This is a genomic window from Acinetobacter sp. AG1 (assembly GCF_001005525.1).
In the GTDB taxonomy this organism is placed as follows: domain Bacteria; phylum Pseudomonadota; class Gammaproteobacteria; order Pseudomonadales; family Moraxellaceae; genus Acinetobacter; species Acinetobacter modestus.
Genome location: NZ_LBMZ01000092.1, coordinates 21161 through 39717, shown reverse-complemented (window position 1 = coordinate 39717; position 18557 = coordinate 21161). Strand labels below are relative to the sequence as shown.

14 protein-coding genes are annotated in these 18557 nt (G+C 39.2%); 5 read left to right on the top strand and 9 right to left on the bottom strand.

Annotated features, from left to right (window positions below; all coding sequences use genetic code 11):
* Positions 1-84: 84 nt before the first annotated feature.
* The 3 genes from AAV96_RS04020 to AAV96_RS04010 all read right to left on the bottom strand — a co-directional run bounded on the left by AAV96_RS04020 (position 85) and on the right by AAV96_RS04010 (position 2609).
* Positions 85-606: a hypothetical protein gene (locus AAV96_RS04020; protein WP_046738397.1), complete on the bottom strand. Its 522-nt coding sequence runs from the start codon at positions 604-606 to the stop codon at positions 85-87.
* Between the two features lie 122 nt (positions 607-728).
* The gene (locus AAV96_RS04015) at positions 729-1499 is read right to left on the bottom strand and encodes a hypothetical protein (protein WP_046738396.1); all 771 of its coding nucleotides are present in this window, start codon (positions 1497-1499) and stop codon (positions 729-731) included.
* A gap of 36 nt (positions 1500-1535) precedes the next feature.
* Positions 1536-2609 carry a DUF1176 domain-containing protein gene (locus AAV96_RS04010; protein ID WP_046738395.1) on the bottom strand — a complete coding sequence of 358 codons (1074 nt, stop codon included), beginning with the start codon at positions 2607-2609 and terminating at the stop codon, positions 1536-1538.
* Positions 2610-2733: 124 nt separating this feature from the next.
* On the opposite strand from AAV96_RS04010, the gene AAV96_RS04005 reads away from it, so the two are divergent.
* The gene (locus AAV96_RS04005) at positions 2734-3483 is read left to right on the top strand and encodes a DUF4850 domain-containing protein (protein ID WP_205625866.1); all 750 of its coding nucleotides are present in this window, start codon (positions 2734-2736) and stop codon (positions 3481-3483) included.
* Positions 3484-3539: 56 nt separating this feature from the next.
* Here the strand turns inward: AAV96_RS04005 and sbmA are convergent, their stop codons facing one another.
* From sbmA to AAV96_RS03980, 5 genes are all read right to left on the bottom strand, one after another.
* Positions 3540-4739 carry a peptide antibiotic transporter SbmA gene (sbmA, locus tag AAV96_RS04000; RefSeq protein ID WP_004664618.1) on the bottom strand — a complete coding sequence of 400 codons (1200 nt, stop codon included), beginning with the start codon at positions 4737-4739 and terminating at the stop codon, positions 3540-3542.
* Between the two features lie 229 nt (positions 4740-4968).
* Positions 4969-5946: a patatin-like phospholipase family protein gene (locus AAV96_RS03995; RefSeq protein WP_042862339.1), complete on the bottom strand. Its 978-nt coding sequence runs from the start codon at positions 5944-5946 to the stop codon at positions 4969-4971.
* 163 nt (positions 5947-6109) lie between these two features.
* Positions 6110-7585, bottom strand: a complete 1476-nt coding sequence (locus tag AAV96_RS03990; protein WP_005214267.1) for an alanine/glycine:cation symporter family protein — start codon at positions 7583-7585, stop codon at positions 6110-6112.
* A gap of 94 nt (positions 7586-7679) precedes the next feature.
* Entirely contained in the window at positions 7680-8915 is a 1236-nt protein-coding gene (gene gltS / locus AAV96_RS03985; protein ID WP_004664624.1) for a sodium/glutamate symporter, read from the bottom strand.
* A 181-nt stretch (positions 8916-9096) separates the two neighbouring features.
* Positions 9097-10443, bottom strand: a complete 1347-nt coding sequence (locus tag AAV96_RS03980) for a DcaP family trimeric outer membrane transporter (protein ID WP_046738394.1) — start codon at positions 10441-10443, stop codon at positions 9097-9099.
* 421 nt (positions 10444-10864) lie between these two features.
* Here AAV96_RS03980 and AAV96_RS03975 point away from each other — a divergent pair, with 421 nt between their 5' ends.
* Entirely contained in the window at positions 10865-11572 is a 708-nt protein-coding gene (locus AAV96_RS03975; protein ID WP_046738393.1) for a nitroreductase, read from the top strand.
* Positions 11573-11593: 21 nt separating this feature from the next.
* Here AAV96_RS03975 and AAV96_RS03970 read toward each other — a convergent pair whose 3' ends face one another.
* Positions 11594-12811, bottom strand: coding sequence for a multidrug effflux MFS transporter (locus AAV96_RS03970; protein WP_046738392.1), 1218 nt, complete (start codon positions 12809-12811; stop codon positions 11594-11596).
* Between the two features lie 142 nt (positions 12812-12953).
* Between AAV96_RS03970 and yccS the strand changes: the two genes are divergently transcribed.
* From yccS to AAV96_RS03955, 3 genes are all read left to right on the top strand, one after another.
* Positions 12954-15128 (top strand): YccS family putative transporter, encoded by a 2175-nt coding sequence (gene yccS / locus AAV96_RS03965; protein WP_046738391.1) that lies wholly within the window; start codon positions 12954-12956, stop codon positions 15126-15128.
* Between the two features lie 79 nt (positions 15129-15207).
* The gene (locus tag AAV96_RS03960; protein ID WP_046738390.1) at positions 15208-15792 is read left to right on the top strand and encodes a YcxB family protein; all 585 of its coding nucleotides are present in this window, start codon (positions 15208-15210) and stop codon (positions 15790-15792) included.
* 159 nt (positions 15793-15951) lie between these two features.
* Complete coding sequence (locus AAV96_RS03955; protein WP_046738389.1) at positions 15952-18489, top strand: PepSY domain-containing protein; 2538 nt, start codon at positions 15952-15954, stop codon at positions 18487-18489.
* Positions 18490-18557 lie beyond the last annotated feature (68 nt).

Genomic DNA, 18557 nt, shown 5'->3' with positions numbered 1-18557 from the left:
TATCCGCGATTCGGGTTAAATTCAACAAATAAGAAAACCGCTTCAAAACAGTTTTTAAAACCAAGTTCAGCAATATGAAATCAATCACTGCCCTCTCAACACACCCAACTTATTCCAAATATCAGGTGTTAAAAAAGTCGTGACTAACTTATTTAAATCAATATAACGCAACATGCCTTGCAACTGCTGTCTGACCGCTGGGTCTTTGACAATATCCTCACCTGCACTCTGACCTAACTGCTGAAAAGCCTCCCCAACCGCTTGAATTCCCTCTGCCTGAATCACCGCCTTAGTCTCTGTAGAACACTGCTCCACAATCACACGCTGTAAAACCTGTGCCAATTTCTGATCTAACTGATTCTTCTGTTCAGACGTAACATTACTAAAAGATTTTAAATCAGGATGTGCAGCCAAAGCCGTAAACGTCCATTGCAACACCGTAGTCTTATCTGCTGCGGTAGTCGCTTTAACCAAACAATCACTGAGTTGATCGACTGTTGGCCCTGCCATTGCCACTTGGGTTGTTCCCAACACAGCCGCAGCCATCAACACTGAACGACTCAAATGAGAAAATTTACGGCGGGCAGAAGTATAAACATGAGACATAAGCACAGTTCCAAATTGCAATCAGTCTCTTTGTACCACGCACTATACAAATCATCTGTTATGACGCTGTAAATTGCGTAAGCCCAAAGCCTGAAAACTTAGGCAAAATGTAAAACCCGAACTTAACCTTGTCCTTGATAATCCCAATGTGCAGGAATATTTGGCTGCTTTGGTGCTTTGTTTAGATCAATATTGAGATTACGACTACCCTTAAATGATTTCTCACCTGAATCTGATGCTGGTGATACTTCTAAACTGTAACGATAACGGAATTGCCACAACATCGGTTTAATCGGACGAATCTCTAGACTCAAACGATCTTCATCATGGCATTTACTTTTAGAAGTTTCATAATCCTGTTCAGAGAAACATGCCCGAATCATGCGATTAAAACTAAAAGGATAATTTTCAATAAAACGATGTGTCTGCCCTGAATCCTTTAATTCATAAAAACTAGCACGCTCAATCCCCGCGCCACCACCAGAATACATTTCTGAAAAGGTATCAATCTGCGCAATCGCATAACGGTTTTCAGTCATCGGAAATAGTTTAGGAAAAATATATTGGCTAGTCCGTACCATTTCCTCAGAGGGTGCTAATTGTATATGCCACTGATGAGTTAATTTCAGTCCAGTTTGCGATAGATGAAATTGAGCAATATCACTTCCTGACAATAACCATAGATTTTGATCCGTAGTTTTCAAACTGCGCCATTGTGCTTGCTGTGGACAGACACCTTTAAGTTGTTCACAAATTTGACTTTGCTCAACCTGACTGAGTTTCCCCTTTTTGAACTCTAAAATCTGCAACGGTGCAGCAAAAATTGAGGAACTAAAACAACTGAATGAAACAGTTAAAATCAGCCCACGTAAATGAATTTTATTATTCAGCATGATATTTCCTTAGGCTATTTTTATTTATTCAAAATGCTATTTTACAACTGCTTCAATTTGATCAAGTTCCCAAACCCCACCCGCAGCAAGCCCTTTACACATGCCTGTCCACATCTCTTTGGTATGTACAAATTTCTGACCATCCCAGACCCATTCATCACTTGACCAACAATCTCCTATGCCACGACCTTTTTGTGCACTACTCATCACTCCTAAACCAAAGTCAGAGGCATGTTCCGTCACGAAAGCCGCTTTTCCTGTTAATGATTGATCGAGTACCCATGCACCATAACCTTCGTTATAGGCTGCTCGCCAACACAAAGTCATCGCCAATACTTTATTGTTACTTAGCTTATAAAGCTCGATTGGTTGCGATTCTGTTCCATCACCATTATAGATGCCCTCACAGAATCCCTCCTCTTTGGGGATAGGTTGTGCTGCCATTAAAAGTGAATACACGGATTGATACTGTTTCGTTTTAGGTTGTAGCGTGAGATAAGGTTTATCGGCTGTTTTTACCTTTTCCACAACAAGTTTAGGCTGAGCAGCTAGAATCTTAGATTCATCAGTACTGCCTTTTTTAATCAATGCGCCTACTGTGCCAATCCGTTTTTGAAAATCATCCATTTTCAATAAACTAGCTGTCATACCTGCATCAGAGATTTGCCATTGGACATTTGAATTTTTAAAGACAATATCTGTCTTTTGTTTGGCTTGTTGCAATAAGCCATTCACCTGATTTGTAGAAAGTTTCCCCATGATTGGGAACTCAGTGCCATCAACAGAGACTTGACCCAAATCTTTTCCATTCACATAAAAATGAATATTTTGGAGTTTAGCTGCTGGCAGTGATTCTTGCTCAAAATTTGCAAGCGCGAACTCGGCACTGACTGTTTGCTTTGCTCCAGCTTTGCGCGTTAATAACACCGATGCAGGTTCATTTTGCCCGTCTTCATTTTGATAACCAGCGGCACGACATGATCCTGTATTACTACAGTAAATTTCCCAATCTTGATGTGAAAATGAAATACCTTTGATTTCTTGTGCGAAGCTAGTAGAACTGAGTGCCATAAAGCAGCAAACTGAAAGTATATTCTTCACTGGTATCATTCTGTATTACTCATATTTATTATCAAACTTGAAACAGTTTAAAGGGCTGATCTACACTTGTCATATGTCATTTTATTGCAGAAGATACTAGCTTAAAGCAAACTGAGTTTGGTCAAATTTAAAAATGAAAAGAACAATTTTATTTCCCATGATTTTAATGAGTATGTTCTCCTCAGCCACTCATGCTGAAATTACAGTATTTAAAGCAAATTTCCCTCAGTTTTCAAATAGTGCAAAAGAACGAAAAGCAGAAAATCAAATTTACCCTCTCGGTGAAGCTTCTTTTGCAAATGATGTTCGAGTGCCTTTTTACGGGGTAACCGTACTCAACCCTGTGGAAGATGGTTTATTAAAAGACTTTAAATCATGTTCCGCAAAAAGCTGTCATTTCGATTTTAAATTAGATGCTAAACAAGCTGAACAACTCAAGTTATGGGCTATTCCTGAAATAGGAATTGTGCTTGTACCTAGAAATTGGCAAGACATACAATCAAATGCAGGAGCGAATGGTACTGGATCTGCCTTAATTATGAGTCCAAATCAGAAACAAGTAATTCAGCTTTATGATTCATCATTTTGTGTAGGTTGCGGCATGCCAAATGCGACGCTTTATTTTCCGCATCTTTTAAAACAAAGTGTGGAATATGAATACGGCGGTTATCAAGATCCGCTTAAATTACTTAAGATCGTACACCCTTCAAAACAAATCGCTTTCTTTAGTTATCAAATTCCTAAGCTGAATAACAGAACACATGGCGTAGCCAAATATCAAGATGAAGACACGTTTAACTTTAGAGAAATCAAAGTCACCGTTGATCAATCACAACAGCATTTGGTTGGAGCTATTCTAAACTTTTACAACGCGACTCACTAATCAAATCATGGACACAAAAAAACCTGCTAGTTGCAGGTTTTTTATTGATAAAGAACTTAGTCCCTATCAAGAATGGATTCAAACGCTTTTAAACGTTTTCGAATCGATAACAGTTCAATAATCGTTTTCCATGAACTAACAAGATACTGGAAAGATGTCCCAACTTGTATAAAGACACCACGAATCTGATTAATTAAACCGAGTGTTAATAATCCCCCCGCAATTGCAGGAAATAGGACGACTAAACTATAAAGCACATCTAGTTGACCATACCATGAGGCGGTTAAATTAAAATACGTATAGTGAAAATATAATCGAAAGTAGTTTTTACGAACACGTCCAAAAAGCTCTTTTAACGTTGCAGGTTGTGCACGATCAGCATGATCTTCACCATAAACTAATTCTTTACGGTATGCTGCTTCAACCTTTTGATTATTAAACTGTAGTCCTGGTAATTTAACACCTACCACCATGAGTAAAACTGTACCGAAGATTGCCCATGTAATGGCAGCCCAGACCAAAGAATATTGTAACTCTCCAACCAATGGAATCACAGGAACATGTTTTGAAAGCTGAAATAATAAGGGTAAAAAAGCAATCAGTGTCATCACAGACTTGACAAACTCAACCCCTAAATCTTCCACAATCGTAGCAAACCGCATGGTATCTTCCTGCACACGTTGCGCTGCTCCTTCTACATGACGTAACTGCTGCCAGTGTTCAGTATAATATTCATTCATTGCTGTCCGCCAACGGAATACATAATGACTGGTAAAAAAAGAATTTACGACGGCAAGAGTAATTGCAACCATTGCAATATATAGAAACACCATTGATTCTCTATATAAATCAGCAATATTCCCACCACCATTGGTCAACATTCTCTGAATCAAATCCCAGAATGGAACATACCAAGCATTGACAGCAACACTCACCTGTACTGCAAACCAGATATTAAACAGTATGAATGCAGATCCCAATATTGACCAGTTTTGCCACTTGTTATCAGAAAAAAACCGCCAGAACCCTGCAAATAACCCTGTAGCAACTATAAACCACAAATAGAACCAGAGTGATGACGATTCCCAAAAACGGCTGACCCCGACCGAAAGTTCAGCATCGGCATACCCTTTAGGAAAACCAAGATATTCACCCCAACTATGACCACCTGTATACCAAAGCAGCATATTCAGGGCTAACCACACAACGACTGAAATAAAGAACAAGCGTGGGTTAGGAAAAAAAGATTTAAACATCGCGTTTAACAATCCTTGTAGTGTTGCTATTGACGTTAGAACGTCATCCTATAATTTCAAACTTAAATTTGTCTGATAAAAAAGTTTAATGAATGGTAGTTATTTACCTGTTTTCTCAATTTTTTGATAGCTTTTTGTATCGTATTTACAATTTGTTTAATAAACATCGACTGGATAGACGAACTTAAATCTTATCGTTGTCTATCGTTAATTCAATATTTTGCGGAAACTATGGCTCAAGGCTACTCATTTTTAAAGCTAAATCCTGTTGATTTAAATCAACTTGCTTTGTTTTGCTTTTAATTACCCATTGAATATTAGCCAATTTTTCTTTTGCAGCATCAATACCTGCTTGCATAGTCATTTCACGACCTTTGATATCAAAGATATGCGCTTTTTCACGTAGATCAGGTTGAATGACAATATCTGCATTTTTCAATTCTTCTTCAGCTAAACGTCCTTGCATAATGTTGATATTTTGATTGAACAGCCCCCAAACATTACTGGTTTCGGTATGAATAGGTTGTGCCAAAATATCCACTGCAATCACCACATCTGCACCTAAATCTCGTGCAACCTGCACAGGCACAGGACTGACTAGACCACCATCAACATATTCCACATTACGGATCTTGGTTGGTACAAACATACTCGGAATCGAAGCAGATGCGCGTACTGCTTGGCCTGTATTACCATAATTGAATACAGTTTTGGTGCCATCTTTTAGTTCCGTTGCAACCACATACATCGGGATTTTTAACTTCTGTAAAGGAATGTTTTGGACTTGCTCATTCACATAGTCCTCAACTTTTTTACCATCAAAGAAACCTTTTAAACTGACATTCACTTCTCTTACATCGGTAGCCTTAAGCTTAAGCGCAATATCTCTCAACTCTGCTGCGGATTTACCACTTGCATAAATTGAACCTACAATACTGCCTGCACTTGTACCTACAATAAAATCAGGGCGAATACCTTGCTGTTCCAACACTTCAAGTACGCCGATATGAGCATATCCACGTGCCCCACCACTGCCGAGTACTAACGCAACAACGGGTCTTTTTTCTTGTTGTTTAATATGTGCAAAAGGCTGAACAACTGCTTGTACTTGAGCATCTTCAACTAAAGGTTTTAAATGCGAAGTCGTTTGACAACCCGCCAAAATCACCATTGAAAGTCCAAGCGTCAATAATTTAAGCTGTTTCATATGCTGTCTTGCCATATCTACGTGGTTCTATCTTTTAATTTTAACGCCATTATTCGTGAAATGCTGTATCAATTTTTATGTATATATCCACAATATATTCATAAAAAAAGCCCCTCGAAAGGAGCTTTAATTTAGTGAAGTAAGCCTTCATCAATTCAATAGCTTACCAGATATCAGAATCTACTTTTTTCTTCAATTCTGGATAATTATCAATCTTAAATTCAGGCTCTTGAATGCCTTTCTTTAACTGAGAGGTGTAGTCTTTCAATAAAGTACGTGCTATAGGTGTTAATAGTAAGATTGCTACCAAGTTAATGGTCGCCATAATACCCATGAACAAATCTGCTAATGACCAAACCAGTGGAACACTACCAATCGCACCGAAGTACACCATCACTAATACGAGCACTCGGAAGATGAACATCACTTTTGGATTATTATTAATAAACTGCATATTACCTTCGGCATAAGCATAGTTACCTAAAACAGCCGAATAACAGAATAAGAATAATAAAATCGCGAGGAAATCACCGCCCCAACTTCCGACCTGAGTTTCTAAAGCACGCTGCGTGAGTTCAACACCAACAAATCCAGCATCGTGATAGACACCCGAAACTAAGATAATAATCGCAGTACTTGTACATACTATGAAGGTATCGACAAACACACCCAACATTTGGACCAAACCTTGGTTCACAGGGTGTTTTACATCTGATGCCGCGGCAGCATTCGGCGCAGAACCCATACCCGCTTCATTTGAGAACAAACCACGTTTGATCCCTTGCATCATAGCCATAGAAATCATGGCACCAAAGAAGCCACCTGCAGCTGCATTAAACTGGAATGCTTCAGTGAAAATGAGTTTGAAAATGCCTGGCAACAACTCGTAATTACTAATCGCAATATATAAAGCAACTGCCAAATAGAGACCTGCTTTTAACGGCACAAACATTTCCGCAAATTTTGCGATACGTTTGATACCACCGAAGATTGCTAATGCAACCATAACGACAAGTGCAAGACCTACCCATGAAATTTCGAGATCAACGCCACCCAAGTGTGCAATCAGATTCGCTTTATCCCAACCCCACGCATGAGAAGAAGCATTGGCAATCGCATTGATTTGAACTGAGTTAAAAACAAAACCATAAGTAAAAATGAGGGCAAGTGCAAAGATCACACCAAAGGTTTTACTGCGTAAGCCTTGAGTAATGTAATAAGCAGGTCCTCCACGGAATTGCTTACTATTACTATCTCTGACTTTAAATAACTGAGCGAGTGAAGATTCAATAAACGCTGAACTCATACCCAAAATTGCGGTAAACCACATCCAAAACACAGCACCAGGACCACCAATCGCAATTGCGATTGCTACACCCGCAATATTACCCACCCCAACTCGACTGGCTAAGCCCGTTACAAACGCCTGAAATGGTGTCAATCCGTGCGTATCTTTTTCGCCTTTACGGCTGCCTTTCATGACTTTGATACTATGAAAGAACATTCTGATCTGTACTGCTTTCGTTGCAACAGTATAGAAAATCCCTACTGCTAGTAGGAAAATGACCAGAAAGTCCCATAAAGGATCATTAAAAAAACTTACCCAAGCCATCAGGGTGTCATTTAATTTTTCATTCATCACTTATTCGCTTTTAAATATTTTATGTACGCCCGTACATATACGATAACAATGGATGAACCAAAAAAGCCCCACATGGGGCTTTTGATCCGACTTAGGCAAAGAATTTCAAAATTAATTGAATTACTGTTGCATTAATTAAATCAACAAAGAACGCACCACAAAGCGGAACAATTAAAAATGCTTTATGTGATGGTCCATACATGTTGGTAATTGCTTGCATGTTAGCAACAGCTGTTGGCGTTGCTCCCATACCGAAACCACAGTGACCAGCAGCAAGAACTGCTGCATCATAATTTTTGCCCATGACACGGAAAGTAATAAATGCTGCATACAACGCCATGGTAATGGTTTGTGCACCCAAAATTACAACCAGCGGGCCAGCCAAATCGGCTAACTGCCACAACTTTAATGACAACAATGCCATCGCTAAATAAAGTGACAAAGATGCATTACCAAACACATCGATTGCACGATCAAAAATATCAACTTTTAATACGCTTTCTAAAATATTACGCAGGATGACACCACCACCCAATGCCCATACAAAGGTTGGTAACTCAAACCATGTGCCTTTGCTATAACCTGTCATAAACTCAGCAAATGCTAGACACGCCGCAAACATACCCAATGTGGTAATCGCATTATCGGCCGTAATTAAACGCACTTGATGTGGATTTTCAAATGGTGCGAGTTCATCAGGATGTTGATCTAAATGGGTATCACGATTCTTAATTGCAGTGGATGATTGCTCTTGAGCAAGGCTATAACGATTGATTAATAGTTTTGCAAGTGGCCCACCAATGATGCCGCCAATGATCAAACCAAAAGTTGCACTTGCCATGCCTAGCGCTAATGCACCCTGAATTCCATGTTGAGTTTCAAGAATTTCACCCCACGCGCCTGCTGTACCGTGTCCACCTGTTAAAGTGATTGAGCCTGCAATCAATCCGACCAAAGGATCAATACCTAAAAGCGTTGCGAGGCTCATACCGACAGCATTTTGAACCACAATAAACGAAGCAACACAGACCAGAAAAATAACCAGCCCAAGTCCACCTTCTTTCAACTTCATAAAATTGGCACTCAAACCAATTGAAGCAAAGAAAATCAGCATAAAACTCGTTTGTAATTGGCTACTAAAAACAATGCTATAACCCCACATTGAATGTACCAATAGCGAAACAACAGCTGCAACCAAACCACCAGCTACAGGTTCAGGAATATTGTAACGACGCAAGAAATCAATTTGATTAACAAGAAAACGCCCTAACAGCAGCACAATGACGGCTGAAATCAGGGTATAAAAACCATTAAAAGTAAATTCCATATCTTCTTCCGTTTATTTTATTAGTCTTTTAGACGGTTTTTCCATCGTGTAGCTAATAAAATAGTAACTCTCAAAATGAGTGAAAACTCAATCAACTTAATAAAAAGCATACAGTTCTTTGTAAGAACTCAACCAAATGAAGCGATTGGTTTCCACGGATGATTACGTTTATAGGATTAGGCTAGAAGTTGTAGCGAGCCATTGCGCCTACGCGGTTATCCTTACCTTTTAGACCATTAAAGGTTTTACGTTCGCCATAGATATATTCCAAACCAAACGTAATCGGAGTAACTGGTGAATACATGATGTTCCACCAACCTTGTTGTAAGGTTTTGTTCTGCGTTGTATCCGCAAATGCTTGTTGCGCAAATTGATTATTATCTTTTGCAAACATTGCGCCATACGCTAAAGTACTACGCAATTTAGGGCTAACTTGATAAGTTGTACCAAAGGTGAGTGCATCAAACTCATTCAGATTCAACTCAAAACTATTGGGATTTACATTAAAAGCACTATTGGTATAAAGCAAAAACTTACTATCACCTTTCACATGCGAATAATCGATCATCGCTTGTAAAGAATCAGTGAATTTATACTTACTTCCTACCGCAATACCCCACCCTAGATCAGCATTATCAGCTGTCAATTGATTATTATTCTTGTCGTAACTCGCTCTGCTACGCGCTTCTGTTACTAAAACACGGGCTGAAGCCGTACCTTTGCCATCATCAAAATCATATTTTAACTTAGAGGTCAAAGCTGGAGCTCGGTTATCGTCATTGCCTTTTTCTAAAGCAAGCATATAACTGGTGTCTGGATTAAATTTTCCGCTATAGCGAACCATCGGAGTACGATAAGTACCGACCCCTAAAGGAGAATTGAAATCAATCATTTCTGGCTGTAAATCTGTCGCCAAGAACGTAGATGTGGTTTGACCAAATAACCAATTATTTAAAGTCATATACGCATGGCGGATACGAATCGTATCGTTACTACTACCACCACGAAAATCAACTTCTAATTTCCCACCAACATCCGCTTCTTGAATGGGTGCTTTAAAATCTAGACCTAATCGCGTAACTGTCGCAGTGCTATAAAAACGATCACTATTTTTTTCATTGCCTTCGAGATCAACTTTATTGATTCGGTTAAAAATAGCATCGCCGCCTTTTGCCTGATACGAGGCATCGCCACGTAGAAAACCGTATAACTGAACTTGCGCACCCGAAGCAGAATTAAAACTCAAAGGCGATTTTTGAGCCGCTTGCTGGGTATTAGATGAAATATTTTGAGTGGATACTGAAGCAACAGTAGTTGATCGCTGGGTATCGTACTGCGGTACATTATTTTTTTGTTTTGACTGAGGAACATATTGTTCCAATAAAGCTCTTAATTCTTTTACTTCATCTCGAAGTTGTTGAATTTGTTCTTGTTCGCTAGCAGCCTGCGCATTGTTCATCATGAAGACAGCAATGGTAAACGCCAATCCCTGAACTATGAACGGCTTACGGATGAGAGGTAAACTCATGAGAAGCTCCTGTATTCGTGTATATTTCAACATTTTCCATAAGCATAAAATTGGGTAAATAAATATGCTTATCATAGAAAACTTCCCTCACCTTCTTGGTCAGAAAAGCCTAATCAATTTTTAAAAAGGGCGTATTATGCATAAATTTAGATTATTGTGTGTATTTTTTTATTCCAATCATCATAACGATTTCAGCGTGTATCAATAAATACTATTTCTATTTCATTGTGTTACAAATATATTTCTTTTTCACATAAAGATAACAAATTAAAAATTTTATGGACAATCTCATCTCGTTAATCTTTACTCGATTATTTTTTATTCAAATCTCAATCTAAGACTAAAAATCGATCCTCAAATCTATCTTATTACTTTATAGTCTCACCACATGAGAAAGAGCAATAAGCTTAGGAACCTTAAGATGAACATGGAACAAATCCGTTATGTGGATGATGCGATTACAGCGCGTCATTCTGTACGTGCATTTTTAGATACACCCGTTGCAATAGAAACAATCAAAGATATCTTAAATGTTGCCGCTCGTGCACCATCAGGTACGAATACTCAACCATGGAAAGTCTATGTGGTGACAGGCCAAAAACGCGCCGAGATGATTGAGCGAGTTTGTACCGCTCAACAAGCACTTTTTCAACAACCAGAACTCGCTGAACAATATCAAGAAACTTTTGCCTACTACCCTGAAACATGGATTTCACCATTTATTGATCGTCGTCGTGAAAATGGCTGGGGACTGTATGGTTTGCTGGGTATTCAAAAAGGCGAAAAAGAAAAAATGGCGGCGCAACAATTGCGCAACTATCAATTGTTTGATGCGCCTGTCGCACTTTATTTTACAGTCAATAAAGCAATGGGAATTGGCTCAAAAATGGATATTTCCATGATGATCCAAAATGTAATGATTGCGGCAAAAGCACGTGGTTTAGATACTTGCCCACAAGCAGCATGGAATCATTTTCACCCCATCGTTTTAGATGTTTTGGGTGCTCCAGAAAATGAAGAATTGGTTTGTACAATTGCCTTGGGATATGCTGATCCTGATCATATCGTAAATACCTTCATTACTCCCCGTGAACCCGTTGAAAACTTTACAGTATTTTTAGACCAGTAAATTGTTTAAATAACAGTATCTCTATGCAGAGGTACTGTTTTGTAGCTGTTTTCCAACTTTTAAAATTGCAAACAAACCTGCGCTAGTAAACATCAACATCATAATGCCCATATTGAGGCTCGCTTTCCATAACAAGAAATTTAAAATTACGCCACCCAACAAACCACATGCAAACTGCATACTCCCCATAATCGCACTCGCAGTTCCAGCACGCGCACCCTGCTTAGACATCGCCAAAGCCATTGCATTAGGACCAGTTAATCCAATACCAGACACAACTAAAAAAAGACCAGACATTAATAACCACAACGGTGCATTCGCCATCAACCCCGCACTGATGACAACAACTGCTCCAAAGCATTGAATCGACCCACCTAGTCGTAACCGCTGAAAAATACCCATTCGAGTATTTAAGTGCTTATTGATTGAAGACATCAACATAATCCCAGCTGCATTAAATGCAAATGCATAAGAAAACTGTTGCTGAGACAGTCCATACTGCCCCATAAAAACGGCTGAAGCAGAGCTGATATAACAAAATAATGCTGCGCCAGTTAAACAACCTGCAAACATTGGCACTCTGAAGCTGTCATCTTTTAGAATTGCAGCATAAAGTGTAGTGACTTGATAAGTCGATAATTTTAAACGGCGTTCAATAGGTAATGATTCTTTAAAGAAGAAATGTATACACAACCAGCAGATCACACCAATCATTGCTAGCGTCAGAAAAATAGCCTGCCATGGGAAAAATGTCAGAATCCATGCACCAAACATCGGGGCTAGAATAGGCGCAAGCCCCATTACGATCATCATGCTTGAAAAGGCTTGAGCTGAACCTTGCATGTCTAAGCGATCACGTATAGCTGCTCTCGCAATCACAACACCAACACAACCACCTAAAGCCTGAAAAATTCGTGCAGCAATCAAAGCCCATTCATTTGTTGTAAACGCACAAGCCAAACTTGCAATCACATAAAGGCTAAGCCCAAAATATAAGGGAGGCTTGCGCCCAATACGATCACTCACAGGTCCATAAATTAATTGACCTATGGCTAAACCCAAAAAGTAAGCAGGTAATGTATTTGCAATCATTTGGGTACTTACCCCAAACTCATTTGCCATTTGGGGCAATGCGGGTAAATACATATCAATTGACAATGGACCGAGTGCTGTCAACAAAGCAAGTAACAAAATCCATGCTGTTGAATACTGACGCTGATTCGATTGTTCTACCTGCATAATCCTCTACTTTTCAAGTTTATTTATTTTTCTAAGCTTAGCATCCTCACCATATTTGTGCATAATATTAGAGTCTGCTGATACCTAAAAAATGTTAACAGGCATGATCATAAATTGATTGCCGAATATAAAAGGACAACCATTGAATCCTTGGCTAGCACGTTTAAAACAAACCACCTATAACACCACGTTAATGTATAACGTGCGCATGCTGATTGCTTTCGCAGGAACAGCATTCGTTCCTTATCTTTTAAATTTTCAACTTGCGACGATTCCACTGACTTTAGGCGTTGTTGCGGCAGCAATTAGTGATATTGATGATCGCTTTTCTGTCCGTATTCAGAATCAGATTTATACCTATATTGGTTTTTTTATCACAGCTGCATCGGTTCAATTGTTATTCCCCTACCCAATTATTTTTGCAGTTGGATTAATTGTTTCCTGTATTGGATGGATTTTATTAGGCTCTTTGGGGCGGCGTTATGCGACCATCGCTTACGGATGTTTAGTGATTTCTGTCTATACCATGCTCGGTGTACACTTATTTGAACAATGGTATTTACAACCAGCATTCTTAGTTTTGGGAGCCGCTTGGTATGGATTACTTTCAACAATCAGTTTCTTGCTTTTCCCTGTACGAAAAGTACAAGACCAACTTTATGCATCCTATAATGCTTTAGGTAGTTTTTTATTTGCTAAATCAAACTTGTTTGATGTGGATATGACTCCATCCAGTTATCAACAAAGCATGATTGATATTGCATTAGAAAATGGCAAATTGGTGGCTATTTTTAATGATATGCGAATGTCACTGTTAACCCGTTTAAAAGGTGACCGCGGCCAGAAAGATACACGTCGCAGTCTACAATACTATTTTGTCGCACAAGATATTCATGAACGTGCAGACTCCGCACATATTGATTATCAAAAGCTAGCAAAAGTATTTCAACACAGCGATATCTTATTCCGTTTTCAACGCATTCTCACGATTCAGGGTAAAGCCTGTCAGGATTTAGCCCAATCAATTTTAAGCCGTACCCCTTACGTGCATAATAAACGCTTTAAACACAGCTTTGAAAATTTAAGAGTTTCCTTAGAAAAATTAAGAGAAGATGGACTTTATGATCAAGTTCGCATCAATGCATTATTTGCACTCTATCAAAATCTTAAATCGATTGATGCACAATTACAGAATTTAGAAACGGAAAGAAATCTGAAATTAATCAATGCACAACAAGCAGAAAATCAATTAAAAGATGATGATTTAAAAGGTTGGAATGATATTCTAGTCCGTGTTAAACAACATTTAACTCCTGAGTCTGTGTTATTCCGCCATGCGGTTAGACTCTCAATCGTCTTGTTTATTGGTTATGTCTTTATTCAAGTAACCCACATTGCTTACGGTTACTGGATTTTGCTCACAGCATTGTTTGTTTGCCAACCTAACTTTAATGCCACCAAACGCCGCTTATATTTGCGAATTGTTGGAACTCTAATCGGTATTATCGTGGGGCTAACCATCATCTATTTTATTCCTTCGGTTGAAGGGCAACTAGTGATGTTAGTTCTCAGTGGCGTATTATTTTTAGAACTTCGTAGTAAACAGTATGCTCAAGCAACAGCTTTTATCACGATTCTCGCTTTAATTAACTTTAATCTAGATGGTTCTGCCTTTGCAGCAGGATTCCCACGCTTTATTGATACCTTGATCGGCTGTGCATTGGCGTGGTTTGGGGTCAGTTTCATTTGGCCAGATTGGAAATTCCGCAGGCTACCTCGCTCGATCCAACGTTCTTTACAAGCCCAATGTACCTACTTAGCAGAAGTAATTGAGCAATATCACCAAGGTCGTAATAATGCATTAAATTATCGTGTAGTTCGCCGCGCTGCGCACAATACTGATGCAGAAGTTGCTTCTCTCATTTCCACACTTGCCACAGAACCCAATATTGAATCTACTCAGAAAACTTTGGCTTTTGAGTTTCTATGCTTAAGTCATACTTTTTTAAGTTATATTGCTGCACTTGGAGCTCATCGCGAACAAATTCAAGATCAAGAGGTTCTAGCCCTGCTCGATCAAGCATTAGATGATATTCAAGGTGCTCTGCTTAGAGATGAAGTCCCTGATTTATCTGCACAAAATATGATGCAAACCATACGAGAGCATTTAAATCGCAATGATGAAAACAATCAAAAATCTCTGATTATTTTACAGCAGCTTTCACTTATGCTTAGCATATTAACCCGTTTAAGTATGCTCAAACAAAGTCTCAGTCATGAACCGAATGAAGATGGCACTGAGTTTGCTTCTCTTTAATTTATCCGCCATTGGCATAATATCTTTGAGTGCCAATTGGTGTTAAACTTAACTCAGTTCTAAACTCATTTTTTAAACTATGACCGCCAAAACGCTATACGCTTATACGCTACAACCTGTTCCTTACGAAGTCTCTGAAGCTGAACAACGTCAAGCTCAACTGATGATTTGGCGTAGTACCAATAAATTCAGTAAAAAAGCATGGATGATTATGATTGCACTTGTGGTGCTTTCATTAGTTTCAGCAGGACTGATTAAGTATTATTCAACCTACTCAACTGTATTGTGTTGGGTTGTGATCATTACTGTGATCCTTTTTTATCTTGTGAAAAAATTTGGTCTTGAGTGGTACGTTAAACGCAAAATGACAGAATTTCCGGTTCAAGAGATTAAAGGTCTTCGTTTAGGCGTACAACCCCATGGTATCGTGATGCGCCAGAAAGTTGGATTACAAGAAGGTACTGCGACCATTGGCTGGAAAGACATTTACGAATGGTACAACTCGCCAGAGTTTATTTTAGTCAATTTCAAAGTAAAAACACCAAAAGGCGAACAACAACAAGGTGCTTACATCCTACCTAAGCGTATGGATTCTAAGAATTTCTCTTTTAACACGGTACGTAAACATTTAAATGAAGTTGTAGGTGCACCAAAGTCAATTTAACGCCTATGATTCTAAAAACCTCTCGAAATGAGAGGTTTTTTTCAACTTCATAAAAATAAATGAGAATCAAAATCAATATTACCTACAAAATCCATATTATGTTCGTATTCTTGAGTTATAATTTTTGACATAAATTTCATTATCTTTTCATTTTTGACCATGTCTAAAAAAGTCTTCTTCCAAATCCATTGGTTTTTAGGGATTACTGCGGGGCTTATACTTTCTTTAATGGGAGTAACCGGTGCAATTTATTCTTATGATCAGCAAATTTTAAAATGGCTTAACCAAGACAGCTATGTCGTTGAGGCTGCTCAAACACCAAAACTTAGCCCTGCCCAGTTATACCAACATTTCAATCAGCAACAACCCGAGATTCAAATTAACAGCATTACTATTGCTGCTAATCCCACCGAATCGTCAACCGTTAATATTAAAAAAGAAGGCGCGCGTCGTGGTTATAACATGATGGTCAATCCATATACAGCCGAAGTCTTACCTGACATTAAAGGTCGTGATACTTTACAATTTATTCAGCGTTTACATCGTAATTTAACCGCTGGGGAATTGGGAGCGCAAATCACAGGTGCTTCTACACTGATGCTGATTTTCTTTGTATTGAGTGGCATCTATCTGCGCTTTCCAAAGAAACATAGCATTAAACAATGGTTGTTTATTAAGCCAAAACTAAAAGGTCGTAATTTTATTTGGGACCTACATGCAGTGGTGGGAACTTGGGTCATTGTGTTTTATCTACTGTTTGCTTGCACTGGCTTATATTGGTCTTATGACTGGTGGCGCGCAGGTATGTTCAAGGTCATGGGCGTTGAACAGCCACAACGTAATCAACAAAATAATGAGCGTGGCAAAGATAAACAACCTAAGCTGACAAACGCACAGCTTAATACTATTTTGATGCAAACATGGACTGGGGTAAATGCCCAGATTGGTCGTGAATACTCAAGTTTAACCCTTAATATTCCCAAAAATGCGGATGCCAAAGTTGAACTCTCTTTTGTCGATGCCATTCCCCAACATGAACGTGCACGCAATCAAGCGATTTATAACTATCAAGACAATAAATTCGAAAAATTTGAACTGTATGAAGACAAAAAACTTAATGAAAAAATCATGAGCAGCATGTTGCCTGTGCATCGTGGCAGCTTCTTTGGTTCGACCTATCAATTTATTGCCATGCTAGCTTCATTGGCCATGCCACTATTCTTTGTAACGGGCTGGATGTTGTATCTAAAACGTCGCAAGCAGAAAAAGCTGACCCAAGCGGCACGTCAATCACTCAGCGCACAGCAGATTGATCCAAATACCAAGCCTTGGCTGATCACTTATGCGACGCAAACAGGCGTAGCTGAACAATTAGCATGGCGTACTGCGACTAGCTTGCAGGAAGCGCAACAACCAACGACGGTTAAACCCATTCAACAGCTCACCGAGCAAGACCTATTGCAGGCGGAGCAAGTTTTATTTGTAATCAGTACTTATGGTACAGGTGAGGCACCCGATCTTGCAGCGAGTTTTAATAAGAAACTGATGCAACAAAAGCTAGAGTTAGCTCATATGCAATACGCAGTGCTTGCACTAGGATCAAGAGAATATCCTGACAGCTATTGCAGCTTTGGTTATGCCGTTGATGCATGGTTAAAGCAATGTCATGCGCACCCCTTATTCGACTTGATCGAAGTGGATAATGCCAATGCCACTGATATTCAGCGTTGGAATCAGGGCTTGTCTGCAGTAACTCAGCATGAGCTACATGCCATGAATATAGAGAAAGTGTTTGATCAGTGGACTCTCGCTGAACGCAGATTGCTCAATCCTAATAGCTTAGGACAAGCTGCCTACAATATTGAACTTCGATCAGCTTGTGATATAGCCTGGCATGCTGGCGATATTGTAGAAATTCAGCCTGCCAATTGCTTGGCCGACATTCAGGATTTCTTAATCAAGTATCAGATTCCAGCACACAGTGTCGTTGAATCATTGAACCAAGAGATTGAACAGGTCCTTTGGAATAAAAACCTACGATTTGAGATTCAGCCATTTAGTACGCTTGAAGATTTACTCGAACAACTACCTACCCTACCTACACGTGAATATTCGATTGCCAGTATTCCTTCGCAACAATTCCTAAGACTGGTGGTTCGTCAAAAACGTGATGAACAAGATCAACTTGGTCTTGGTTCAGGCTGGCTCACTGAATTTGCACCATTACAACATAGCATTTCCTTGCGTATTCGGACCAATGAGTCCTTCCATCTGATTGACGATAACCGTCCAATTATCTGTATCGGTAACGGCACAGGCATTGCAGGCTTGATGAGTTTATTACAGCAACGTAATCGACAAAACTATACAGCCAATTGGCTGATCTTCGGTGAACGCCAACGCAGACATGATTTCTTCTATCAGGAAACCATTCAAGCGTGGTTGAATATGGGAAGCTTACAACGTTTGGATCTCGCCTTCTCTCGTGATCAGGAACAACGCATCTATGTACAAGATATTTTGCGAAGCAATGCTGATGAATTGATCAAATGGATTGAGCAAGGTGCGGTGATTTATGTCTGCGGCAGCATCGAAGGCATGGCTTCAGGAGTCGATCAAGCTTTGACAGATATTCTTAGCGAAGAAAAACTAGATGAATTAAGACAAGCTGGACGTTATCGTCGAGACGTTTATTAAGCCCTTTTTAGATCTAAAAACGAGTGCCAGCCACTCGTTTTTTTCATCAAACCAGAAGAGAATTTGCC

What these genes read in the sequence shown, in the direction of transcription:
- AAV96_RS03995 (WP_042862339.1), bottom strand. Translation starts at nt 5,946, where the DNA reads ATGAAACAGCTTAAATTATTGACGCTTGGACTTTCAATGGTGATTTTG.
- AAV96_RS04015 (WP_046738396.1), bottom strand. Translation starts at nt 1,499, where the DNA reads ATGCTGAATAATAAAATTCATTTACGTGGGCTGATTTTAACTGTTTCA.
- AAV96_RS04005 (WP_205625866.1), top strand. Translation starts at nt 2,734, where the DNA reads ATGAAAAGAACAATTTTATTTCCCATGATTTTAATGAGTATGTTCTCC.
- AAV96_RS04010 (WP_046738395.1), bottom strand. Translation starts at nt 2,609, where the DNA reads ATGATACCAGTGAAGAATATACTTTCAGTTTGCTGCTTTATGGCACTC.
- AAV96_RS03990 (WP_005214267.1), bottom strand. Translation starts at nt 7,585, where the DNA reads ATGAATGAAAAATTAAATGACACCCTGATGGCTTGGGTAAGTTTTTTT.
- AAV96_RS03960 (WP_046738390.1), top strand. Translation starts at nt 15,208, where the DNA reads ATGACCGCCAAAACGCTATACGCTTATACGCTACAACCTGTTCCTTAC.
- AAV96_RS03980 (WP_046738394.1), bottom strand. Translation starts at nt 10,443, where the DNA reads ATGAGTTTACCTCTCATCCGTAAGCCGTTCATAGTTCAGGGATTGGCG.
- gltS (WP_004664624.1), bottom strand. Translation starts at nt 8,915, where the DNA reads ATGGAATTTACTTTTAATGGTTTTTATACCCTGATTTCAGCCGTCATT.
- sbmA (WP_004664618.1), bottom strand. Translation starts at nt 4,739, where the DNA reads ATGTTTAAATCTTTTTTTCCTAACCCACGCTTGTTCTTTATTTCAGTC.
- AAV96_RS03970 (WP_046738392.1), bottom strand. Translation starts at nt 12,811, where the DNA reads ATGCAGGTAGAACAATCGAATCAGCGTCAGTATTCAACAGCATGGATT.
- AAV96_RS04020 (WP_046738397.1), bottom strand. Translation starts at nt 606, where the DNA reads ATGTCTCATGTTTATACTTCTGCCCGCCGTAAATTTTCTCATTTGAGT.
- AAV96_RS03955 (WP_046738389.1), top strand. Translation starts at nt 15,952, where the DNA reads ATGTCTAAAAAAGTCTTCTTCCAAATCCATTGGTTTTTAGGGATTACT.
- AAV96_RS03975 (WP_046738393.1), top strand. Translation starts at nt 10,865, where the DNA reads ATGAACATGGAACAAATCCGTTATGTGGATGATGCGATTACAGCGCGT.